Source organism: Mesorhizobium sp. B2-3-2 (assembly GCF_006442295.1).
In the GTDB taxonomy this organism is placed as follows: domain Bacteria; phylum Pseudomonadota; class Alphaproteobacteria; order Rhizobiales; family Rhizobiaceae; genus Mesorhizobium.
This window is the reverse complement of record NZ_VFWA01000001.1, coordinates 699,993-720,776: the sequence shown is the minus strand read 5'-3', so window position 1 is coordinate 720,776 and position 20,784 is coordinate 699,993. Positions and strand designations below refer to the sequence as shown.

Below are 20,784 nucleotides of genomic sequence, written 5' to 3'. Positions count from 1 at the left end.
TGAAGTACCCGTGACCGTCAAATCAGTCACGGCGGGAAGTACACAGCTCTTACGCTCGGCCCGCGAGGCTTCCGACTACCTCATGAACAGCTGGCCCGGCAAGCGCACTCCCAAGCATCGGGCGGCGCTGCAGGCCTGCCACGATGCGCTGGCCGGCGACAAGCCGGCCATGAACGCAAGGCGCGCCTTTATCGCGGCGGCGCGTGAAGTGGACGTCTTCGTCAGCGACAAGGCGCCGGCCTGATCCAGGCCGGATTGCCGCGCGCCGTCACTCCTCTGTTTCAGTCTCGGTGTCAGTCTCGGGTTTCGAACGCTCCCGCGCCGCAGCCTTGGCCGCCAGCTTTTCGGCCTTCTTGGCCGCCTTCTGGCGATCGCGTTCCTTGCGTTCCTGATCGTAATTTGGTGCTCGTGCCATGGCGGCTCCTTTTTGCTGTTCTTGTGGGCTGACTACGCGTCGTTCGCCTTCCGACGTCTCGGAGCCGGCATCAGGGTTCCTATAAGCTGCTTCGGTCGATCACAAGGTCGGCGGCGCCGAAACGTTCCTTCGCCGTCAGCTGCTGATGCCAATAGGGATAGAGCAGGGGCGGGCGGCTGACCGCGTCGAGACGGTCACGTTCCTCGCCGGTCAGCGTCAGGCTGGCCGCGGCGATATTGTCCTTGAACTGGGCCTCGTTGCGCCCGCCGATCACCAGCGAGCTGACGGCCGGCCGGCCAAGCAGCCAGGCAAGCGCCACCTGTGCGGCGGACACGCCGCGGGCCTTGCCGATTTCGACCAGCACATCGACGATCCGCCACAGCCGGTCCTCGTCGCGGATCGGCGGTTCGGACCACCCGGCGATCTGGCGCGCGGTCGGGCTGTCACGGTGATATTTGCCCGACAGCAGGCCGCCCGCCAGCGGACTCCACACCAGCACGCCCAGCCCCTGGTCGACCGAGATCGGCAGAAGCTCGTATTCGGCTTCGCGAGCCTCGAGCGTGTAGTGGATCTGCTGGGTGACGAAGCGCGGTTGATGGCGGCTGTCGCTGATGGAGAGCGCCTTCATCACCTGCCAGCCGGAATAGTTGGAGCAGCCGACATAGCGGATCTTGCCCTGGCCGACCAGCGTGTCGAGCGCGGCGATGGTCTCTTCGAGTGGCGTCACGCCGTCCCATTCGTGCAGGAAATAGATGTCGATGACGTCGGTCTTGAGCCGCTTCAGGCTCTTCTCGCATTCGCGGATCAAATGATGACGCGACAGGCCCTCGTCATTGGGGCCATCGCCCATGCGCATGCGCGCCTTGGAGGCGATCAGCACGTCGCTCCTGCGCTTGCCGCCGAGCGCCTCGCCGATGATCTCCTCCGAGAGGCCGTTCGAATAGACATTGGCCGTGTCGATGAGATTGATGCCGGCATCGATGCACAGATCGATCATGCGCTTCGCCTCGGCGAGATCGCTGTTGCCGACAGCCGCGAAAGGGCCGGCGCCGCCAAAGGTCATGGTGCCCATGGTCAGTGTCGAAACCTTCAGGCCGGAACGGCCGAGAGTGCGGTATTCCATGTCAGTCCTCGCGATTGAGTAGAATGGCCCGATAGGGTTGCTGGATTTGTAGGACAATCTGCGCGGCTTGTCGCCCTCCGGCCCCGCACACCGATGAGCGGCCGTGGCGTGCCCTTGCAATAAAACCGTCATTGCCGGCCTATACTCAGTCGGTCAGGGTGTTGCGCGCCGCCGTCAGGACGCCGCCAGTGCGCCCGGCCGTTGCCGGAGGCGGCAGCTTGCAGATGGAGCAGCACGAGATGAATGAATCCATACCCAAGTCCGGCGCCAGGGACTGGTTGGAAGCTGAACTCGCCGACACGCTCGACGAGGACTATGAACTGGAGATGTCGGAACCGGCGCTGTCGTTGGAGATCGCGAGGATCTACAAGAACGCGCATCCGCCTTCTATCGACCGCATGCAGTATTTTCGCGACCTGATCGGGCTGCAATCCGAGCTGATCAAGCTGCAATCCTGGGTCGCCTACCACAAGAAGAAGCTTGTGGTGATCTTCGAAGGGCGCGATTCGGCCGGCAAGGGCGGCGTCATCAAGCGCATCACCCAGCGGCTCAACCCACGCATCTGCCGCGTCGTGGCGCTTCCGGCGCCGACCGAGCGCGAGAAGTCGCAATGGTATTTCCAGCGTTATGTGCCGCACCTGCCGGCCGGCGGCGAGATCGTTCTGTTCGACCGCTCGTGGTACAACCGTTCCGGCGTCGAGCGGGTGATGGGTTTCGCTGGGCCCGATCAGGTGGAGGAATTCTTCCGTGACGTGCCGGAGTTCGAGCGCATGCTGGTCCGCTCGGGCATCACGCTGATCAAATACTGGTTCTCGATCACCGACGAGGAACAGCAGATGCGCTTCCTGATGCGCATCCACGATCCGATGAAGCAGTGGAAGCTGTCGCCGATGGACCTGCAGTCACGGGTGCGCTGGGAACAGTATACCAAGGCCAAGGAAGAGACCTTTGCCCGTACCAACATTCCGGAGGCGCCCTGGTTCATCGTCGAGGGCAACGACAAGAAGCGAGCGCGGCTGAACTGCATCGACCACCTCTTGCAGCAGGTTCCCTACGAAGAGGTGCCGCACGAGGAGATCACGCTCCCCGAGCGCGTCTTCAATCCCGAATACGAGCGCCAGGTGCTGCCGCGCGAGCTCTACGTGCCGGAGAAGTATTGAGGCGGGTGAAGCTGCGATCTCCCCCACCAGGGGGGAGATTACGCTCCCCACCTTACGCCCGCTTGATCACCACATGCGTGGCAAGCGGCGTCGCTACCTGTTCGCTGCACTGGTAGCCGAGCTTCGGCAGATTAATCCCGGCGAAGAGGTGCTCGCCGGAGCCGAGCAGCACCGGCGAGATCGCCAGATGCATCTCGTCGATGAGCTTCTCCTGAAGATATTGCCGGACGGTGGCGACCCCGCCGCCGACCCGCACATCGCTGCCATTGGCCGCTGCCCTTGCCTGCTCGAGCGCCGAATGGATGCCATCCGTAACGAAGTAAAAACTCGTGCCGCCTTCCATGACGATGGGCTCGCGCGCATGGTGCGTCAGCACGAAGACAGGCACATGATAGGGCGGGTTGTCGCCCCACCAGCCCTTCCAGTTTTCGTCGGGCCATTCGCCGCGGATCGGCCCGAACATGTTGCGGCCGAGAATCCAGGCGCCGACATTCTCGAAGCTGCCCGCCGCGAACGCGTCGTTGGTATCGGTGGTGCCGCCATCTTCTCCGAGCACCATCTTGCGGAAGGTGCGGGTACCAATCATCCATTTGTGCAGGGCTTCCCCGCCGACGCCGAGCGGGTTTTTCAAATCCTGGTCGGGACCGGCACCGTAACCGTCGAGCGACAAGGTGAATGCATTGACGCGAAGTTTGGACATGGAGGCCTCCTCAGACTGCTTGTAAATTGCAACCAGTATGGAATAACGCAACCGATTGCATATTGCAAGCTGTATTCCCATTGCTGTGACGTGGTGAACTGCCGACGGTCAGCGGCAGCACCGCCAATACGCTTAATGCTTCTGACGAAGGTGACCGGGATGCTTGTGCAGCAGGCAGCTGCGGAGTGGCCGCAGCCGGCCCGCGAGGAAATACAGCTATTTGCCTTGCAAAGCCTTGAGGATTCGCTCGATGGCCAGGTGTAGCGGCGGTAGGCTGTCTGCCGCTACTGCCCAGACGAGAGCTTCGGACGTCTTGTGATATTCGTGGCGTAGATGTTGCCTATTCCACGAACCTGTTTCCAAGGGATTTCTGGAGCAAGAATGATCAAATCGTCCGGGATATGCCGCGTGGCTTCAGAAATAATCTCGATGCCGCGCTCGACGCCATGGCGAAGTAGCCAGCTGTTACGAAAATTTCGAGAGTCTTGCCCGCGGTGGCAGCGTCGATGCCATCCAAGGCCGTCATGATCTCGGCTAGGATTGGCTCGATTCGGCGGGCTCCCATCAGAATACGCACACGGCCGATCGCTCGATCTCGGCTTTCAACATCGGATGAAGGCTATCGCGTGTGGTGAGGTCGATCTCCGCCGAGATATTCTCTTCGAGAAATTGCTTGATACCCACCAGATCGATCAGCGAAAACCGCCGCGTCGGATCATAGTCGATGAACAAGTCGAGATCGCTGTCAGTGTTCCCACTGTCGCGTGCGATGGATCCAAATAGGTAAAGCGATGTCGCGCCCATGCCTCGGATGGCATCCGCGTTTCTCCGCAACCGTTCGATGATCTCATCCTTGCGCATGATTCATTGTAATGGATTAGACTGAAATTCCAAACAATCAGACGGCTTAACCCCTCAGCATCGCCGCCACCTCAGGGGCGAAATAGGTGAGGATTCCGTCGCAGCCGGCACGTTTGAAGGCAAGAAGCGATTCCAGCATGGCCTTTTCGCCGTCGATCCAGCCATTGGCGCCCGCTGCCTTGATCATCGAATATTCGCCCGACACCTGGTAGGCGAAGGTCGGCACCGCAAATTCGTCCTTCAGCCTTCGGATGATATCGAGATAGGGCAGGCCGGGCTTGACCATCAGCATGTCGGCGCCTTCGGCCAGGTCCTGCTCGGCCTCGCGCACCGCTTCGTCCGAATTGGCGTGGTCGATGTAATAGGTCTTCTTGTCGCCCTTGAGCAGACCGGCCGTGCCGACCGCCTCGCGGTACGGCCCGTAGAAGGCGGAGGCGAATTTCGTTGCATAGGACATGATCGCCACGTCCTGGAAACCGTTTGCGTCGAGCGCATCGCGAATGGCGCCGATGCGGCCGTCCATCATGTCGGACGGCGCGATGATGTCGGCGCCGGCCGCGGCCTGGATGACGGCTGCCGCGGTCACCTGTTCCACCGTCTCGTCATTGACGATGAGACCGTCACGCAGGATGCCGTCATGGCCATGGCTGGTGAATGGGTCGAGCGCGGCGTCGGTGATGACGCCGATTTCAGGCACCGCGTCCTTGATCGCGCGCGTGGCGCGGTTGATGACGTTGTCGGGATCGAGGATATGTGAGCCGGTCTGGTCGCGCAGCGAAATGTCCACATTCGGAAAGGTGGCGAGCGCGGGGATGCCGAGCTTTGCCGCGCGTTCGGCCTCCTTGACGGCAAGGTCGATCGACAGGCGGAAGACGCCCGGCATGGCGGCGATAGGCTCGCGCACTTGTCTGCCGTCGACGACGAAGATCGGCCAGATCAGGTCGTCGACGGAAAGCCTGTTCTCCTGCACCAGGCGCCGTGACCAGTCGGCCTTGCGCATGCGGCGCAAGCGGCGGCTGCCGGTGATGTCGTCGACGCTGCGCGCGCCGGCAGGTTTTGCGGGGGTGAATCTGTTCATCGCCAAAACTCTCGTTTGGCGGGCTTTTATCACGCACCCGTGGTGCTGACCAATGCGACACGTTTGTGCCAGCGATCCGGTCGGGTCCCTATTCGGGTTGCCCGTTGCCCGAAAGGATCTGCGCCGCACCGCGCATGCCGACACGGAACGCCTCGTCGAAGCCGACGCCGCGCACTTGCCAGGCGTAGGTCTTGCCGGCCTTCGCCAGCCGCCAGTCGGCGATCCAGCCGAACTCCTTGTCGCTCCAGACGATGCTGCCGGAAAGCGCCTGATCGGCGCCGGCCATTTTCGCAACCGTGTCCAGCTTCGCCATGTCGGCGTCGCGCATGGTCCTGTCGTCCAATCCGGCCTTCGACAGCAGCGCCGCCGTGGGGAAGGCCACCTGCATGGCGATCGGCGCGGCGGCATTGCCGAACGACTCGCGCATCAGCACGCCGCGCTCGTCATCGGCATCGAGCGCGAAATGCCCGACGCCGCGCTCGGTCGACAAGAACACCGCCAGCCGTGGCCGTTCGGTCAGCCACGGCCTGCTGCCGAGCGAAGCCAGCACCGGATCGATTACCGCCGGGCTGTACTGGCAGTAGAGATTGTGAGGCCGATCATAGGTGCCCTGATCGTCATGGTTGGGAATGCCTTCCATGCGATCGCGGTAGCGAAAGCCCGCCACGAAGCTTGCGGCTCTGTCGCGCAGCGCCGCCATCTCCGGTTTCGCCGGCAGGCGCTGGTCGCCGGAGACCCGGACCAGAACAGCGTCGAGGCAACGTTTGAAGCCAGCCTGGCGGTTTTTCTCATACCGACCATTGACGATGGTCTGCGACTGGTAAAGCTCGGCGAGGCTTGCCGCCAGGGTCGGTTGCAAAGCCAGGCAAATGACGATCAGCCCGATCGTCATCGGCACGAGGCGCGCAAATCCAGCCATGAGCCACACCCCATTGGAACCCGCTACAGCTGCGCCGTCGCCATGCGGTTCCCGGCGTTGCGGCCACAACGGCTCTTTTTAGCACTGGGCTCCGGCACGAGCCAAGACGCGCTGTCAGCATGCCGGCATTGACGCGGCCATGCGCCACGCTTTAGCACTTCAGTCCCGGCGGAGCGGGGGAGGGATTCTTTCACGATGGATTTTGGCGGAGGCGACGAGATCCGCTTCGAACATCTGGGTCGGGCCGGCATCGTCACGTTGACGCGGCCGCGGGCGCTCAACGCGGTCACTCACGGGATGGTCAATGCGCTCGCCAAGGCATTGCACGCCTGGGAGCGGGACTGGAGCGTCGACGTCGTCGTCGTCAAGGCCGAGGGCAGGGCGTTTTCGGCCGGCGGCGACATTCTGCACATCTACGAGGCCGGCCGGGCCGGCAAGCCGCCCGTCGAATTTTTCGCCGACGAGTATCGGCTGAACGCCCAGATCGCACGTTTCAAGAAACCTTATGTGGCGCTGATCGACGGCATCGTCATGGGCGGCGGCGTCGGCATCTCCTTTCATGGATCGCACCGGGTGATGACGGAAAATGCCCAGTTCGCCATGCCGGAGGTGGGCATCGGCTTTTTCCCGGATGTCGGCGCCAGCCACCTGCTGCCCGATCTTGGCGGTTCCTTCGGCATGTATCTGGCGCTGACCGGCAATCGCATCCGCTATGGCGACGCGTTGTGGTCCGGGCTGGCCACGCATACGATCAAGGCGCAGGACCAGGCAGGCTTTCTTGACCAGCTCGCCGCTACCGGCGATCCAGAATCAGTGCTGCGCGGCTTCTTCATTCCGGCGAAGCGCGAGACGGACAGGCGCGTGCTGGAGGCGATCGCCCGTCATTTCGCGCAGGCCTCGCTTGCCGATATCATCGGCAGCCTGGAGCGCGCGGCAGGCAGCGACGACTTTGCCGCAACGACCCTGGCGACGATCTTGACCCGCTCGCCGACCAGCCTTCGTGTCGCCTGGCGCCAGATCACTGCCGGCCTGACGCTGCCGATGGATCAATGCATGAAGATGGAGTTCCGCATCCTCAACCGGATGCTTGCGGGCCACGATTTCTACGAAGGCATACGCGCCACCATCATCGAAAAAGGTTCCAAGCCGCAATGGATGCCGGCGACCCTCGATGCGGTCGACGATGCCGATGTCGATGCCTATTTTGCCTCGCTCGGTGAACGGGAACTCCCGCTATGAGCGAGGTGACGTCCAGACGCGTCGTGCTTCAGCCCTCGGGGGTGGAGGTTATCTTCGCCTGGTTCCAGCGGATCATATCGGGTTACTGCCTACTGTTCGGCATTCTGTACTGGGTCAGGCTCATCGGCTTCTATCCCGGCTCGCTGTGGCGCTTCGACCTGATGCCGGTCCACTGGCAGGTGACGGCGGTGGTGCTCGCCGTGTTTTTTCCCTTTGCCGCCGCCGGCCTATGGATGCTGGCCTCCTGGGGCCCGGTGATCTGGTTCATCTGCGCCGTGACGGAGATCGTCATGTATGCCGGTTTCCCCGAACTCTTCGGCCACCGTCCGCTCATCGTCGTCTCGCATGCGGGCGTGGCGCTGCTCTATGTCGTTTTCCGCCTCGTCATCTATCTACAGAAGCGGTCGCCGCGGACCTGAGACCGGCACGCGCCGCCCGCCATCCGGCGGATCAGATTTCGCCCTGAAATCATTGGCTAAATCTTTAGGTTAATTATCCTTGCTCGAGTGACCGTTCGTTAAGCGTCTTGCGAAACCTATTACCGGTAAGCTCTTGTTAGCCTTGGCGTTTAAGTCGAATTTTATGAGTATTCGATAGTGTCGCGATCAAGGTGAAAAACAAAAAATCACCAGGGCGACAAACGAGAGGCAAAGACAATGATCAATTCGCGTCCGGCGGCAAAGACCGCCAACGTTTCCGACGATCGCCGCGAGGCAATCCGTTCGCTGTACATGGAATCGCTCCAACTGGTCGAGCGCCTGCACCGCCGTCTGCTCGACGTGATCAAGGACGAGTTCGACCGCAACGGCCGTTCCGACATCAACGCCATCCAGGCCTTGCTGCTCTTCAACATCGGCAATTCGGAGCTGACCGCCGGCGAGCTGCGCTCGCGCGGCTACTATCTCGGCTCGAACGTCTCCTACAATCTCAAGAAGCTTGTCGATCTCGGCTTCATCAACCACCAGCGGTCGCGCATCGACCGCCGTTCGGTCCGCGTCTCGCTGACGCCGAAGGGCAACGAGGTGGCGGAGGTGGTCGCCGGTCTCTACGAGCGCCATGTCGGCTCGATCGAGCAGGTCGGCGGCATCAACACCGACGAGTTCAAGCAGATGAACCGCGCCCTGCAGCGCCTCGACCGCTTCTGGAACGACACCATCGCTTACCGGATGTGAGCCAAGTCCAGGACTAGAAGCCGCGCCACAGAAGCGCGGCAGCAACAGCGACCTCCAGTCAGGGCCGGTGCCGAAAAGCATCGGTCTTTTCTTTTCGTTGCGTTGGCCGAAGCAAATTGCGGGCCAAGGCCACGTTGCCGCCATATTCCAATGGAACCGAAGATGGCAGTGATGCTGTGGTGAAGGCCATGGGTTCACCCGCAGCCTTGCGCGTTTTCACACCGAGGTGATGCGGACCATGGTTGGCTAATTGTTAAGATTGCCAATTTTAGAGTGCGGGCGAGATCGCCCGATGATCAACGCAGCAAGTGTCGAACTGCTACAAATGTCTGGAACGTCCATGAGAACCAGCCGCCGTTTCTTCCTTTCCGGAGCCTCCGCGCTCGCAGCCGCCGTTGTTGCCGGCCGCGCCAGCGCGCAGGACGTGATCGGGGACATCCTGAAGTCCTCGGCGCGCGGCAACTGGGATGATCAGTTCGACGCCCGCGCCAGTGCAGGCGGCAAGGTGGCCTCGACGCTGCCGATCTTCAGCCCGCAGACCGTCGCCTTCACCGAGCAAGCCGTGGCGCAGTACCAGAACATCGTCGGGCAGGGCGGCTGGGTCGAGGTTCCCGCGACCAAGAAACTGCAGCTCGGCGTCGATGATCCCGATGTCGCGCCGCTGCGCAAGCGCCTGATGGTCGCCGGCGACCTGTCGCAGAGCGCCGGCATCTCGACGGCCTTCGATTCCTATGTCGACTCGGCGGTCAAGCGCTTCCAACTGCGCCATGGCCTGCCGGCCGACGGCGCGCTGGGCAAATATACCTACGCGGCGATGAACGTTTCGGCGCAGATCCGGCTCGGCCAGTTGCAGACCAATCTCCAGCGATTGAAGGAGAAGGCGGGCACGCTTGGCAGCCGTTATGTGCTGGTCGATATTCCGGCAGCGCAGGTCGAGGCGGTCGAGAACGATCGTGTCGTGCTTCGCCATACCGCGATCGTCGGCAAGATCGATCGCCAGACACCGATCGTCAATTCCAAGATCAACGAGATCATCGTCAATCCATATTGGAACGCGCCGGTGTCGATCGTGCGCAAGGACATCATCCCGTTGATGCGCAAGGACCCCGATTATCTCAAGAACAGCCATATTCGCCTGTTTGCGCCAGATGGCAGCGAAGTCGATCCGATGAATGTGGACTGGTCGACCGACGACGCGGCCAAGTACCGTTTCCGCCAGGATCCCGGTTCGGACAACGCCATGGCGTCGGTGAAGATCAATTTCCCGAGCCCGGACGGCGTCTACATGCATGATACACCGCAGCAGAGCCTGTTCGGCAAGATGATGCGCTTCGATTCCTCGGGCTGCGTGCGGGTGCAGAACGTGCGCGACCTCGTCACCTGGATCCTGCGCGACACGCCCGGCTGGGACCGGCAGCATTTCGAGGCTGCGATCAAGACCGGCGAGAACACGCCGATCCAGGTCACCAACCCGGTGCCGGTGCATTTCCTCTATCTCTCGGCCTGGTCGACGGGCCCCGGCGTCGTCCAGTTCCGCGACGACATATATGGCCTCGACGGAGCCAACGAGCTGCAGATTACTTCGTCGCTCTAAGCGATTGATTGTTCAGGAAAAGGCCGCTCTTGAGCGGCCTTTTCCTGTCGCCAGGCCGTTCACACCGCCGCTGACCTCCAACTCTGCGTAGGCCCGCTCCGGCTGGACGAAGCGGGCCATTGCGCATGGTCGGCGAAACTGCCGGAATCGGACCATGCAAGTTGCCGTCTTCGTCCTCGTCGTGCTCGTCCTGGTGGCGCTTTCCGGTGCATTGGTGCGGCTGGTGCGGGTGCCGCTGCCGGTTCTGCAGATCGCCATGGGTTCTGCGCTGGCCTGGCCGGCGCGCGGGCTGCATGTCGAGATCGATCCGGAACTGTTCCTGCTCGTATTCATTCCGCCGCTTCTGTTCGCCGATGCCTTTGCTGCGCCCAAGCGCGAGCTTGTCGCCTTGCGTGGACCCATCCTCGACCTTGCCATCGGACTGGTCTTCTTCACCATCGTCGGATTTGGCTACGCCTTGCATTGGCTGGTGCCCAGCATCCCACTCGTTGTCGCTTTCGCGCTCGCCGCGGTGCTGTCGCCGACCGACGCGGTGGCGGTGTCTTCCATAGTCGACAGGAACATCGTTCCGGCGCGGCTGATGCACATTTTGGAAGGCGAGTCGCTGCTCAACGACGCGTCGGGTCTGGTCATGTTCCGCTTTGCCGTGGCGGCGGCATTGACCGGCAGCTTTTCCTTCGCCGCGGCCTCGCTGAGCTTCCTCTATGCCGTAGGTGCCGGCATCCTCGCCGGCATGGCGGCGCTGTTCGTTGCCGCCAAGGCGCTGCAACTGCTCAACCGCATCGGCGGCGTGCCGGCGGAGGCGCAGGTTCTGGTCATGATCCTGGTGCCTTTCGTCTCCTATCTCAGCGCCGAGCATATCGGCGCCTCGGGCATCTTGGCGGCGGTCACCGCCGGCCTGTTGACCGGAGTTTCCGGCATGTTCCGCTTCCTGGGCGTCTCGGCGCGCATGCAGACGATGTCGCTGTGGTCGACGCTGTCCTTCGTCTTCAACGGCGCGCTCTTCATCCTGCTTGGCCTGCAGTTTCCCGATATTATCCGTAAAGTGCCGCCGGAGTTGTCCAGCCGGCACTGGATCATCGAGCCGGTGCTGACAGTGCTGCTGCTGACGCTCTGCCTGATCGGCCTGCGTTTCCTGTGGATCTGGATCGGCGACATGGCTGGCGCCATGTCGGCGCGGCTCGGCAAGCGAAAGGCCGAGCCGTTCGGCCTGCGCGTGCGGCTCGCCGGATCGGTCGCCGGCGTGCGCGGAGCGATCACGTTGGCCGGCATCCTGTCGCTGCCGCTCACCTTGCAGGACGGCTCGCCGTTCCCGGCCCGCGACGTGGTGATCTTCCTCGCCGCCGGGGTCATCATCTGCTCGCTGGCCATCGCCAGCCTCGCGCTACCGAAGATCGCTCGCGGGCTGGTCGAACCGGGCGAGGACCCGGCGGCGGCCGAGGAGCGCCGGGCGCGGGTCGGCGCAGCCAATGCGGCGATCGCCAGGATCGAGAGCATCGCCAATGAGGCAGGCGAGGGCGGGGCCGTCGAGGCACGGCTCGCCGTTGCCGACAGCATCGTCGCCGGCTACCGGCGCCGCATCGCCGCCTCCGACGAGGCCGACGAAGCGCGTGCCGAGGCGCGCGAGGCGAGCCGTCTGGAGCTTGAACTCAGGGCGGCCGGCATAGAAGCCGAGCGCGCCGCGCTACGCGCCATGTTTCTCAGCCGTGAGATCAATGACCATACGATGCGGGCGCTGTTTTCCGAGATCACCTTGACCGAGGCTCTTCTGAAGCAGCGGCGCGACAGGAAATAACGGTCCGCCGCTCTGCCTGCCGCAATCCGGCCAGCAAATTTCGCGCCGCAAACGTGGCGAGGCGAAAACAACTGTGTTAATGGCGCGGCGAACCCGATCCTGTCACCCGAAAATGTGCAGCGGTTTGGGACAACGGCATGCGCAAGACAAAACCGACCCTCCGGACCTAAGGAATTCAGGCCATGGCAACAGCAGCGGCAGCGTCGAACAAATTCGAATCCTTCTTCGAAACCACGCTGGAAGACGCCGATCCGGAAATTTTCGGCGCCATCCGCAACGAACTCGGACGCCAGCGCCACGAGATCGAGCTGATCGCGTCTGAGAACATCGTCTCGCGCGCCGTGCTCGAAGCGCAGGGTTCGATCATGACCAACAAATACGCCGAGGGCTATCCGGGCAAGCGCTACTATGGCGGCTGCCAGTTCGTGGATGTCGCCGAGGAGCTGGCGATCGAGCGCGCGAAAAAACTGTTCGGTTGCAATTTCGCCAACGTGCAGCCCAATTCCGGCAGCCAGATGAATCAGGCGGTGTTTCTGGCTCTCTTGCAGCCGGGGGACACCTTCATGGGCCTCGACCTCAATTCCGGCGGGCATTTGACGCACGGCTCGCCAGTCAACATGAGCGGCAAATGGTTCAAGGTCGTGTCCTACGGCGTGCGCAAGGACGACCACCTGCTCGACATGGACGCCATCGAGAAGACGGCGCATGAGACGAAGCCGAAGCTTATCCTGGCCGGCGGCACCGCCTATTCGCGCATCTGGGACTGGAAGCGTTTTCGCGAGATCGCGGATGCGGTCGGCGCCTACCTCATGGTCGATATGGCCCACATCGCCGGCCTCGTCGCAGGCGGCGTGCACCCCTCGCCGTTGCCGCATGCCCATGTGGTGACGACCACCACGCACAAGTCGCTGCGCGGCCCGCGCGGCGGCATGATCCTGTGCAATGACGAGGAGATCGCCAAGAAGATGAACTCGGCGGTGTTTCCCGGCCTGCAGGGCGGGCCGCTGATGCATGTCATCGCCGCCAAGGCGGTTGCCTTCGGCGAGGCGCTGAAGCCGAGCTTCAAGCTCTATGCCGAGAGCGTCGCCGCCAACGCCAAGGCGCTCGCGTCCAGCCTTCAGGAGACCGGCCTCGACATCGTGTCGGGCGGCACCGACAACCACCTCATGCTGGTCGACCTGCGCCCCAAGAATGCCACCGGCAAGCGCGCCGAGGCCGCACTTGGGCGCGCCAACATCACTTGCAACAAGAACGGCATCCCCTTTGACCCGGAAAAGCCCTTCGTCACCTCCGGCGTGCGGCTCGGCACGCCCGCCGGCACCACGCGCGGCTTCGGCCAGGCCGAGTTCCGCGAAATAGGCAAGCTGATCGCCGAGGTGCTGGATGGCCTCAAGGCCGCCAATTCCGATGACGGCAATGCCGCGGTAGAGGCCGCGGTCAAGGCCAAGGTCGTGGCGCTGACCGATCGGTTCCCGCTCTACCCTTATCTCGGTTGACCTCGCGCCACGCGTCATCTTTTATCCGCCAGCGGCGCACCGACCCCCCGATCGGTCGACGCGCCGAACTGGAGACCAGACGATGCGTAATTTCCGCCCCGCCACTCTTGGCGCCCAAGCCTTGCTGGGCGTTTTCCTGACATTGCCCGGAGCTGCCCTTGCGCAGACCCAACCCGCCCCAGAAATGCCCGCCACCGCTACCTTCGGCAGATGGACAACCATCGTCGATACGCTCGACACCGGCCAGGATGCGCGCAAGACCTGCGCCGCTTCCACCGCCTTTTTCGATGCCAGCGGCAATTCGGGCACGCTGACGCTGTCGATCTCGAACGGCGACGCCATGCCGCCGGACGCTTACCCGGCCATCATGATTATTGTCGACAACGGGAACCTTCCCACCGGCAAGAAGATCGCCGCCACTTTTGGTGATCCTGGCGTCAAGGTTTCCGCCACCGTCTATTCGAACGATGCCGTCAACGGCCGTCCCAGCTGGACGGTCGACAACCAGCCCAAGACCAGTCTCGCGCTCTTGCGAGCCATGCGCAAAGTCACCTCACTCGATGTCGCTTTCGGCAAAGAGGCTTTCGCCAGCATTCCGATGGACGGCTTCACCAAGGCCTACCGCAACCTCGGCACATCATGCGGCTTTCCGACCAAGGACGTTGCACCCTAGCCAGGTGTGCTGAGGCAGGTGCTGGCAATCTGCCTCGCGGCTCGCTATCTCTGACGCGAAAGGGTCTGCGTGCCTTGCCATCGTGGCAAAAGGCTCTAAGCCTTTTCGCCTCACCAGATTCGCGAACCCAAGGCTCTCAATGCGCTGTCCCTATTGCCAGTCCGAAGATACGCAGGTGAAGGATTCGCGCCCCGCCGAGGATGGCGCGGCGATCCGCAGGCGTCGCGTCTGCCCCGATTGCGGCGGCCGTTTCACCACCTTCGAGCGCGTGCAGTTGCGCGACCTCGTCGTGGTCAAGAAGTCGGGGCGAAAAGTGCCTTTCGACCGCGACAAGCTCTTGCGTTCCGTCGAGATCGCTGTGCGCAAGCGCAATGTCGATCCCGAGCGCATCGATCGTGCCGTGACCGGCATCGTGCGCCAGCTGGAAAGCTCCGGCGAGACCGAAGTGGCCTCGGGCGAGGTTGGGCGGCTGGTCATGGAAGCGCTGAAGTCGCTCGACGACGTCGCCTATGTCCGTTTCGCCTCGGTCTACCGCAATTTCCGCGAGGCCAAGGATTTCCATGAACTGCTGGGGGAATTGAAGGGCGACGAGGACAAGAGCGAAGAGGACGCCGGCTGAGCATGGCGGAACGCAGCGAGGCCGAACAGGCAGCCCTTGACCGCCGTTTCATGGCGGCTGCACTCAGACTGTCGCGCAGGAATGCGGGCCGGACCTCAACCAATCCTTCCGTTGGCACACTCATCGTGCGCGACGATGGCTTGGGCCCGATGATCGTCGGCACCGGCGTCACCGCCGTCGGCGGCCGCCCGCATGCCGAGACCGAGGCACTCGCCGAAGCGGGCGAACTGGCGCGCGGCGCCACCGCCTATGTCACGCTGGAGCCTTGCGCGCATCACGGACGCACGCCGCCTTGCGCCAACGCTCTGGTCAATGCCGGCATCGCGCGCGTCGTTGGCGCCGCCAGCGACCCCGATCCGCGCGTGTCGGGCCAAGGCTACGCGATCCTGCGTACCGCGGGCGTCGAGGTTGTGGAGAATGTCCTGGCGGCGGAGGCCGCCGAGCAGATGGCCGGCTATCTCATTCGATCGCTTAGGAAACGGCCGGAAGTGACTCTCAAGCTGGCGCTTTCCAGCGACGGCAAGATCGGCATGGAAGGGGCTGGGCAGGTGTCGATCACAGGCGACATTGCGCGCCGCGAAGTCTATTTGATGCGCGCCGAGGCTGATGCCATCCTGGTCGGCATTGGCACGGCGCTGGAGGACGACCCGGCGCTGACGGTGCGCTTGCCGGGACTGGAGAACCGGTCGCCGGCGCGCATTGTGCTCGACAGGCAGATCAGGCTGCCTGAGACTTCGAAACTGGTGTCCGGTGTCGACCGGGTGCCGCTCTACGTCGCGGCTTGCCTGGAAGCCGATCCTCTGCGGCGAGCAACGCTCGAACGCGCCGGCGTGCGCTTCATCGGCACCGAGACGCATGAAGGCGGCGTGGCGCTGCCGGAACTGCTCGAGGATCTTGCCGCGCTCGGCATGGCCAGCGTGCTGGTCGAAGGCGGAGCCAAGGTGGCCAGCGCCTTTCTGTCGGAAGGCCTGGTCGACCGCATCGTGCTGTTCCGGGGGCCGGAGGCGATCGGCAAGGGGGGCATTGCATCGCCCATCGATGCCAACCATGTCCCGGCGGGATTTCGCAAACTGCGCGAGATGCGGTTCGGCGAGGACAGCTACGCCGAGTGGGTAAGAGACTTTTAGGATCAACACCGATGTTTACCGGCATTGTTACCGACATAGGCACCGTCGCGGCCGTCAAGCCGCTGCGGGAAGGCGTGGGATTGCGCATCGACACCGCCTATGATCCCGAAACCATCGCCATCGGCGCCTCGATCTCTTGCGGCGGCGTTTGCCTTACCGTGACGGCCTTGCCCGACAGCGGCTCGAACGCGCGCTGGTTCGAAGTCGAGGCCTGGGAGGAGGCACTCCGGCTGACGACGGCGACGGGTTGGAAATCGGGCACGCGGATCAATCTGGAGCGGGCGTTGAAGATCGGCGACGAGCTTGGCGGCCACATCGTGTCGGGCCATGTCGACGGTACCGCCGAGATCGTCGAGCGCAAGGACGAGGGCGATGCGGTGCGCTTCACGCTGGAAGCGCCGCGCGAGTTGGCGAAGTTCATCGCGCCGAAAGGCTCGGTCGCGCTCGACGGCACCTCGCTCACCGTCAACAAGGTGGAAGGCACCCGCTTCGACGTGCTTCTGATCCACCATTCGCTGACCGTCACCACCTGGGGTGAGCGCAAGGTCGGCGACCGCGTCAATCTCGAGATCGACACCATGGCCCGCTATGCGGCACGGCTGGCGGAAGCGGCGAAAGAGGGGCTTTGAGCATCGCCGAGCTGTTCATGAGGAACTAGCGGTGATGGAACACAGGAATTCCAAAGTGCAAGCGCGGCTGAGGTGGCCGATGTAGATGCTGGCCGAGTGGTGGCCCACGCCATTGTTGCCTGGGCTCAAAGCCTCGCTACAGATTGTCCGATCTCGGTACCCCGGCCCAATGAGGCAATCTTGTGCTTGCGATCAATTCGGCTTCGGCCTAAGTCACCGGCGATCCCGGAGACATTTATGGCTGGCACATCCCAACACGGCAAAGCGTTCATTCGCCCGAAGAAGAAGGCCCACCTTCTCGTTATCGAGGCACGCTTCCACGACGATCTTGCCGACGCACTGCTCGAAGGCGCGACGAGCGCGCTTGACGAAGCGGGTGCGACCTACGACGTCGTCACCGTTCCAGGTTCGCTCGAAATTCCCGCCGTCATTACCTTCGCGCTGGACGGCGCGGCGGAAGGCGGCACGAACTATGACGGCTTCGTCGCGCTTGGCACCGTCGTCCGCGGCGACACCTATCACTTCGATATCGTCGCCAATGAATCCAGCCGCGCACTGATGGACCTGTCCGTGCAGGACTCGGTCTGCATCGGCAACGGCATCCTGACCACGGAGAACGACGCGCAGGCCTGGACGCGGGCCAAACGTTCGGAAGGCGACAAGGGTGGCTTTGCCGCGCGCGCGGCGCTGACCATGATCGCGCTCAAGGAACGACTGGGAGCGCGATCGTGAGCGACCCCGCTTCGCCCGGACAGCCCACGGTGCGCCACGCCAACAAGCGCGGCGCGGCGCGGCTTGCCGCCGTGCAGGCCCTCTATCAGATGGATGTCGCCGGCAGCGGCGTCTTCGAGATCACCGCCGAATACGAAGCGTTCCGCCTTGGCAAGGAAGTCGATGGTGCGCTTTACCGCGAGGCGGATGCCCAATGGTTCCGCGCCATCCTCACCGGTGTCGTCGAGGACCAGAAAACCATCGATCCGGTTATCCGCCAGGCGCTGACCGATGATTGGCCGCTGTCGCGCCTCGATTCGACGCTGCGCGCAATCCTGCGCGCCGGTGTCTACGAACTGATGAAGCGCGAAGACGTGCCGGTGGCGGTGATCGTTTCCGAATATGTCGATATCGCCAAGGCTTTCTACGAGGAAGACGAGCCGAAGCTGGTCAACGCCGTGCTCGATCGCGTCTCCCGTCGGGTGCGTGGCGAGGGACGCGGCAAGGACGCTTCATGACGGCGGTCGCCATCGAGGCGGCCAGGGAGGCGCGGCGCACCGCGTTGATCCTCGCCGCCTCGCAGGCAATCATCGGTTCGGCGGCGCCCATCGCTATCTCCATGGGCGCGCTGGCCGGTCAATATCTGCTCGGCCCCGACAAGTCGCTGGCGACGGCGCCGATCACCGGCTTCAATCTCGGAGTGGCGCTCGGTGCGCTGCCGGCGGCGGCCATCATCCGCGCGATGGGCCAGCGCGGCGGCTTCATGACCGGTACGATCGTCACCGCGCTTGGCGGTCTGGTCGCGACGCTGGCACTCTTCCATGGCAGTTTTTGGCTGTTCGCCTTCGGCCTGACGGTGATCGGTGTCGGTGGCGCCTTCGTCCAGCAGTTCCGCTTTGCCGCCGCCGACAATGCGCCGCCGCAGTTCAAGGCGCGCGCCATCTCCTTCGTGCTGGCGGGCGGCATCATCACCGCCATTCTCGGACCGCAGATCGTCATCTTCACCCGCGAGTTGTTCGCACCGGTGATGTTTGCCGGTTCGTTCGCATCCATCCTGGTGCTGGCCGCCGTCGGCGCGGCGATCCTGTCATTGCTGCGCCTGCCGCCGAGGGCCACCGCCGGCGGAACGGAAATTGCCGGCAGCGATGCCCGGCCCTTGGCCGAGATCGTTACGCAGCCGCGTTTCGTCGCGGCACTCTTTTGCGCCGTCGGCAGCTATGCCCTGATGAGCTTCGTCATGACCGGCGCGCCGCTTGCCATGGTCGGCTGCGGCCTGTCGGAGGACGATGCGACGCTCGGCATTTCCTGGCATGTCATGGCAATGTTCGGGCCGAGCTTCTTCACCGGATCGCTGATCCATCGCTTCGGTGCTGAACGCATTGTCGCGGCCGGCCTCCTGCTGCTGATCGGCTGTGCGGTGGTCGCGCTGTCCGGCCTGGCGCTATGGCAATTCTGGACGGCGCTGATCCTGCTCGGCCTCGGCTGGAATTTCGGCTTCATCGGCGCCACGGCCATGGTCGCGGCAAGCTACCGGCCTTCCGAAAAGGGCAAGGTGCAGGGGTTCCACGACTTCGTCCTGTTCGGCTCCGTGGCCTGCGCCTCGCTGATGTCGGGCATGGTCTACAATGCCTGGGGCTGGACCATGCTCAACTGGATGATCTTTCCCGTCACTATGCTATGCTTCGTCGCGCTCGGCGCGCTGAGGATGGCGAGCTTGCGTCTGGCTTGACGCCCAATTTGAATTTATGCGTCCGGCGGCAGAACCTGAAGCACTCGCGCTATGAACATGTGGAACTCAGCCATATAGTTGCGCAGGAAGTCCTCGGTGGATTCGACCGTCACTTCGCCCTCGTCCGTGATCAGCCCCGGCGTGAACTGGATATAAGCTTCAGGCGCGTTCATCTGGGGCGAATTGCAGAAACTCAGAACGCTTCGAAGGCTTTGTTGGGCGACGGCGGTCGCGATGGCGCCCGGCGATGTTCCGATGACGGCTGACGGTTTGCGCGCGAAGGAATTCTTGCCGTAGGGGCGGCTGGCCCAATCGATTGCGTTCTTCAGTCCGCCGGGAATAGAGCGGTTATACTCTGGGGTGACGAACAGAACGGCCTGGACGGAGGCGATCGCCTTTTTGAAAGCCTGGGCGACCGGCGGGAAATCGGCGTCGTAGTCGTAGCTGTAGAGCGGCAGATCCTTGAACGAGATTTCCGTCATTTCGAGTTCCGGAGGGGCAAGTTGAACGAGCGCCTTCGCGAGCTTGCGGTTGATGGATTCCCGGGCAAGACTGCCGATGAGGTAACCGACTTTGTGTATGGCCATGACACGCTCTCCGTGTTTGCCGCCCGCACCCTCGCTGCATTATCCGCCAGATGGCAGCAGATCGCCAGCGTCGCGTCGCAATTGGCCTCCGAACAAAAATATTGCGTCTGTACCACTTGTTATGAAACCGTGTGCCCCGACGAGACGTTGGAGCCGTGCTCATATGCGGCACCGAATTCCGGTTCACAGCAAGGGATTTTCACAATGTTTTCAATCAAGATTCTGGTTGGCGCGGCGCTCGCGCTCGGTATTACGATAGCGTCGGCGAATGCTCAGGTGGTCGTCTCCTCGAAGATCGACACCGAGGGCGGCGTGCTCGGCAACATCATCCAGCTCGTCCTCAATGCCAACAACATCAAGACCACTGACCGCATCCAGCTCGGCGGCACGCCGGTGGTGCGCAAGGCAATCACCGCCGGCGAGATCGACATCTATCCCGAATACACCGGCAATGCCGCCTTCTTCTTCGAGAAGACCGACGACCCGGTCTGGAAGGACGCCGCCAAGGCGTATGAGACGGCCAAGAAGCTCGACTATGACGCCAACAAGATCGTCTGGCTGTCGCCATCGCCGGCCAACAACACCTGGGCGATCGCACTGCGCAAGGAGGTGGCCGAGACCAACAAGCTCGCCACCCTGTCCGACTTCGGCAAATATGTCGCCGGCGGGGGCAAGGTCGTGCTCGCGGCCTCGGCCGAGTTCGTCAATTCAGCCGCGGCCTTGCCGGCCTTCCAGACCACCTACGGCTTCACGTTGAAACCTGACCAGTTGATCACGCTCTCCGGCGGCGACACGGCCGCGACCATCGCGGCGGCAGCCAACCAGACCAATGGCGCCAACGCCGCCATGGTCTACGGTACCGACGGCGGCATCGCGCCCTCCGGGCTGGTCGTGCTCGACGACGACAAGGGCGTGCAGCCGGTCTACCAGCCGGCGCCGATCATCCGCGAGGCGGTGCTGAAGGAGCATCCCGAGATCGAGACGTTGTTGAAGCCGGTCTTCGCCAAGCTCGACCTCGTCACGCTGCAGGAACTCAACGGCCGCGTCCAGGTCGGCGGAGAGCCGGTCAAGGGTGTGGCGGAAGACTTTTTGAAAAAGAACGGGTTCTTGAAGTAGTCAGCGCACCCGTGACGTTGATGCGAGGCGCCCCCCTCTGT

The 20,784-nt window shown here is 63.1% G+C and carries 23 protein-coding genes and 1 pseudogene; 16 read left to right on the top strand and 8 right to left on the bottom strand.

Annotation, left to right across the window (positions count from 1 at the left end; genetic code table 11):
* The first annotated feature begins 10 nt into the window (after positions 1–10).
* On the top strand, positions 11–244 hold the full coding sequence (locus FJ964_RS03585) for a DUF982 domain-containing protein (RefSeq protein ID WP_246670991.1): 234 nt from the start codon (positions 11–13) through the stop codon (positions 242–244).
* A 24-nt stretch (positions 245–268) separates the two neighbouring features.
* Here FJ964_RS03585 and FJ964_RS03580 read toward each other — a convergent pair whose 3' ends face one another.
* Together FJ964_RS03580 and FJ964_RS03575 are read right to left on the bottom strand one after the other, a co-directional pair.
* Positions 269–415, bottom strand: coding sequence for a hypothetical protein (locus tag FJ964_RS03580; protein ID WP_140549097.1), 147 nt, complete (start codon positions 413–415; stop codon positions 269–271).
* 79 nt (positions 416–494) lie between these two features.
* Positions 495–1,538: an aldo/keto reductase gene (locus FJ964_RS03575; RefSeq protein ID WP_140549096.1), complete on the bottom strand. Its 1,044-nt coding sequence runs from the start codon at positions 1,536–1,538 to the stop codon at positions 495–497.
* Between the two features lie 239 nt (positions 1,539–1,777).
* On the opposite strand from FJ964_RS03575, the gene ppk2 reads away from it, so the two are divergent.
* Positions 1,778–2,698: a polyphosphate kinase 2 gene (gene ppk2, locus FJ964_RS03570; RefSeq protein ID WP_140549095.1), complete on the top strand. Its 921-nt coding sequence runs from the start codon at positions 1,778–1,780 to the stop codon at positions 2,696–2,698.
* A 52-nt stretch (positions 2,699–2,750) separates the two neighbouring features.
* Here the strand turns inward: ppk2 and FJ964_RS03565 are convergent, their stop codons facing one another.
* From FJ964_RS03565 to FJ964_RS03545, 5 genes and pseudogenes are all read right to left on the bottom strand, one after another.
* Complete coding sequence (locus FJ964_RS03565; RefSeq protein WP_140549094.1) at positions 2,751–3,398, bottom strand: dihydrofolate reductase family protein; 648 nt, start codon at positions 3,396–3,398, stop codon at positions 2,751–2,753.
* Positions 3,399–3,682: 284 nt separating this feature from the next.
* Positions 3,683–3,832: pseudogene (locus FJ964_RS31760) on the bottom strand (hypothetical protein); the annotation flags it as partial.
* Between the two features lie 130 nt (positions 3,833–3,962).
* Positions 3,963–4,259 (bottom strand): nucleotidyltransferase domain-containing protein, encoded by a 297-nt coding sequence (locus FJ964_RS03555; RefSeq protein ID WP_140549093.1) that lies wholly within the window; start codon positions 4,257–4,259, stop codon positions 3,963–3,965.
* Positions 4,260–4,305: 46 nt separating this feature from the next.
* On the bottom strand, positions 4,306–5,337 hold the full coding sequence (hemB, locus tag FJ964_RS03550) for a porphobilinogen synthase (RefSeq protein WP_140549092.1): 1,032 nt from the start codon (positions 5,335–5,337) through the stop codon (positions 4,306–4,308).
* Positions 5,338–5,425: 88 nt separating this feature from the next.
* On the bottom strand, positions 5,426–6,256 hold the full coding sequence (locus tag FJ964_RS03545; protein ID WP_140549091.1) for a DUF2066 domain-containing protein: 831 nt from the start codon (positions 6,254–6,256) through the stop codon (positions 5,426–5,428).
* A 195-nt stretch (positions 6,257–6,451) separates the two neighbouring features.
* Between FJ964_RS03545 and FJ964_RS03540 the strand changes: the two genes are divergently transcribed.
* From FJ964_RS03540 to FJ964_RS03480, 13 genes are all read left to right on the top strand, one after another.
* Positions 6,452–7,495, top strand: coding sequence for an enoyl-CoA hydratase/isomerase family protein (locus FJ964_RS03540; RefSeq protein WP_140549090.1), 1,044 nt, complete (start codon positions 6,452–6,454; stop codon positions 7,493–7,495).
* Positions 7,492–7,914, top strand: a complete 423-nt coding sequence (locus FJ964_RS03535; protein ID WP_140549089.1) for a DUF6163 family protein — start codon at positions 7,492–7,494, stop codon at positions 7,912–7,914. Before FJ964_RS03540 ends, FJ964_RS03535 begins: the two co-directional genes overlap by 4 nt.
* Before the next feature lie 237 nt (positions 7,915–8,151).
* A complete protein-coding gene (locus FJ964_RS03530; RefSeq protein ID WP_008875359.1) occupies positions 8,152–8,667 on the top strand; it encodes a winged helix DNA-binding protein in 516 nt (171 codons plus the stop codon).
* Between the two features lie 340 nt (positions 8,668–9,007).
* Positions 9,008–10,261: a murein L,D-transpeptidase gene (locus FJ964_RS03525; protein WP_140549088.1), complete on the top strand. Its 1,254-nt coding sequence runs from the start codon at positions 9,008–9,010 to the stop codon at positions 10,259–10,261.
* 154 nt (positions 10,262–10,415) lie between these two features.
* Positions 10,416–12,056 (top strand): Na+/H+ antiporter, encoded by a 1,641-nt coding sequence (locus FJ964_RS03520; RefSeq protein ID WP_140549087.1) that lies wholly within the window; start codon positions 10,416–10,418, stop codon positions 12,054–12,056.
* A gap of 182 nt (positions 12,057–12,238) precedes the next feature.
* Positions 12,239–13,552: a serine hydroxymethyltransferase gene (gene glyA, locus FJ964_RS03515; protein WP_140549086.1), complete on the top strand. Its 1,314-nt coding sequence runs from the start codon at positions 12,239–12,241 to the stop codon at positions 13,550–13,552.
* An 82-nt stretch (positions 13,553–13,634) separates the two neighbouring features.
* On the top strand, positions 13,635–14,225 hold the full coding sequence (locus FJ964_RS03510) for a hypothetical protein (protein WP_140549085.1): 591 nt from the start codon (positions 13,635–13,637) through the stop codon (positions 14,223–14,225).
* A gap of 139 nt (positions 14,226–14,364) precedes the next feature.
* Positions 14,365–14,844, top strand: a complete 480-nt coding sequence (gene nrdR / locus FJ964_RS03505; RefSeq protein ID WP_010915593.1) for a transcriptional regulator NrdR — start codon at positions 14,365–14,367, stop codon at positions 14,842–14,844.
* A complete protein-coding gene (gene ribD, locus FJ964_RS03500) occupies positions 14,841–15,971 on the top strand; it encodes a bifunctional diaminohydroxyphosphoribosylaminopyrimidine deaminase/5-amino-6-(5-phosphoribosylamino)uracil reductase RibD (protein ID WP_181172368.1) in 1,131 nt (376 codons plus the stop codon). Before nrdR ends, ribD begins: the two co-directional genes overlap by 4 nt.
* A gap of 11 nt (positions 15,972–15,982) precedes the next feature.
* Positions 15,983–16,600, top strand: coding sequence for a riboflavin synthase (locus tag FJ964_RS03495; protein WP_140549083.1), 618 nt, complete (start codon positions 15,983–15,985; stop codon positions 16,598–16,600).
* Positions 16,601–16,837: 237 nt separating this feature from the next.
* The gene (ribH, locus tag FJ964_RS03490; RefSeq protein ID WP_140549082.1) at positions 16,838–17,332 is read left to right on the top strand and encodes a 6,7-dimethyl-8-ribityllumazine synthase; all 495 of its coding nucleotides are present in this window, start codon (positions 16,838–16,840) and stop codon (positions 17,330–17,332) included.
* Complete coding sequence (nusB, locus tag FJ964_RS03485; protein ID WP_140494035.1) at positions 17,329–17,829, top strand: transcription antitermination factor NusB; 501 nt, start codon at positions 17,329–17,331, stop codon at positions 17,827–17,829. Before ribH ends, nusB begins: the two co-directional genes overlap by 4 nt.
* Positions 17,826–19,040: an MFS transporter gene (locus FJ964_RS03480; RefSeq protein ID WP_140549081.1), complete on the top strand. Its 1,215-nt coding sequence runs from the start codon at positions 17,826–17,828 to the stop codon at positions 19,038–19,040. The genes nusB and FJ964_RS03480 overlap by 4 nt, the downstream gene beginning before the upstream one ends.
* Positions 19,041–19,054: 14 nt before the next feature.
* On the opposite strand, the gene FJ964_RS03475 is transcribed toward FJ964_RS03480, so the two are convergent.
* On the bottom strand, positions 19,055–19,627 hold the full coding sequence (locus tag FJ964_RS03475; protein WP_140549080.1) for an NADPH-dependent FMN reductase: 573 nt from the start codon (positions 19,625–19,627) through the stop codon (positions 19,055–19,057).
* A gap of 204 nt (positions 19,628–19,831) precedes the next feature.
* Here FJ964_RS03475 and FJ964_RS03470 point away from each other — a divergent pair, with 204 nt between their 5' ends.
* Positions 19,832–20,743, top strand: coding sequence for an ABC transporter substrate-binding protein (locus FJ964_RS03470; RefSeq protein WP_140549079.1), 912 nt, complete (start codon positions 19,832–19,834; stop codon positions 20,741–20,743).
* The last annotated feature ends 41 nt before the right edge of the window (positions 20,744–20,784 follow it).

What these genes read in the sequence shown, in the direction of transcription:
- ribH (WP_140549082.1), top strand. Translation starts at nt 16,838, where the DNA reads ATGGCTGGCACATCCCAACACGGCAAAGCGTTCATTCGCCCGAAGAAG.
- hemB (WP_140549092.1), bottom strand. Translation starts at nt 5,337, where the DNA reads ATGAACAGATTCACCCCCGCAAAACCTGCCGGCGCGCGCAGCGTCGAC.
- ppk2 (WP_140549095.1), top strand. Translation starts at nt 1,778, where the DNA reads ATGAATGAATCCATACCCAAGTCCGGCGCCAGGGACTGGTTGGAAGCT.
- FJ964_RS03530 (WP_008875359.1), top strand. Translation starts at nt 8,152, where the DNA reads ATGATCAATTCGCGTCCGGCGGCAAAGACCGCCAACGTTTCCGACGAT.
- FJ964_RS03475 (WP_140549080.1), bottom strand. Translation starts at nt 19,627, where the DNA reads ATGGCCATACACAAAGTCGGTTACCTCATCGGCAGTCTTGCCCGGGAA.
- nrdR (WP_010915593.1), top strand. Translation starts at nt 14,365, where the DNA reads ATGCGCTGTCCCTATTGCCAGTCCGAAGATACGCAGGTGAAGGATTCG.
- FJ964_RS03470 (WP_140549079.1), top strand. Translation starts at nt 19,832, where the DNA reads ATGTTTTCAATCAAGATTCTGGTTGGCGCGGCGCTCGCGCTCGGTATT.
- FJ964_RS03540 (WP_140549090.1), top strand. Translation starts at nt 6,452, where the DNA reads ATGGATTTTGGCGGAGGCGACGAGATCCGCTTCGAACATCTGGGTCGG.
- FJ964_RS03565 (WP_140549094.1), bottom strand. Translation starts at nt 3,398, where the DNA reads ATGTCCAAACTTCGCGTCAATGCATTCACCTTGTCGCTCGACGGTTAC.
- FJ964_RS03495 (WP_140549083.1), top strand. Translation starts at nt 15,983, where the DNA reads ATGTTTACCGGCATTGTTACCGACATAGGCACCGTCGCGGCCGTCAAG.
- FJ964_RS03510 (WP_140549085.1), top strand. Translation starts at nt 13,635, where the DNA reads ATGCGTAATTTCCGCCCCGCCACTCTTGGCGCCCAAGCCTTGCTGGGC.
- FJ964_RS03555 (WP_140549093.1), bottom strand. Translation starts at nt 4,259, where the DNA reads ATGCGCAAGGATGAGATCATCGAACGGTTGCGGAGAAACGCGGATGCC.
- FJ964_RS03575 (WP_140549096.1), bottom strand. Translation starts at nt 1,538, where the DNA reads ATGGAATACCGCACTCTCGGCCGTTCCGGCCTGAAGGTTTCGACACTG.
- FJ964_RS03580 (WP_140549097.1), bottom strand. Translation starts at nt 415, where the DNA reads ATGGCACGAGCACCAAATTACGATCAGGAACGCAAGGAACGCGATCGC.
- FJ964_RS03480 (WP_140549081.1), top strand. Translation starts at nt 17,826, where the DNA reads ATGACGGCGGTCGCCATCGAGGCGGCCAGGGAGGCGCGGCGCACCGCG.
- FJ964_RS03525 (WP_140549088.1), top strand. Translation starts at nt 9,008, where the DNA reads ATGAGAACCAGCCGCCGTTTCTTCCTTTCCGGAGCCTCCGCGCTCGCA.
- FJ964_RS03545 (WP_140549091.1), bottom strand. Translation starts at nt 6,256, where the DNA reads ATGGCTGGATTTGCGCGCCTCGTGCCGATGACGATCGGGCTGATCGTC.
- FJ964_RS03520 (WP_140549087.1), top strand. Translation starts at nt 10,416, where the DNA reads ATGCAAGTTGCCGTCTTCGTCCTCGTCGTGCTCGTCCTGGTGGCGCTT.
- glyA (WP_140549086.1), top strand. Translation starts at nt 12,239, where the DNA reads ATGGCAACAGCAGCGGCAGCGTCGAACAAATTCGAATCCTTCTTCGAA.
- FJ964_RS03535 (WP_140549089.1), top strand. Translation starts at nt 7,492, where the DNA reads ATGAGCGAGGTGACGTCCAGACGCGTCGTGCTTCAGCCCTCGGGGGTG.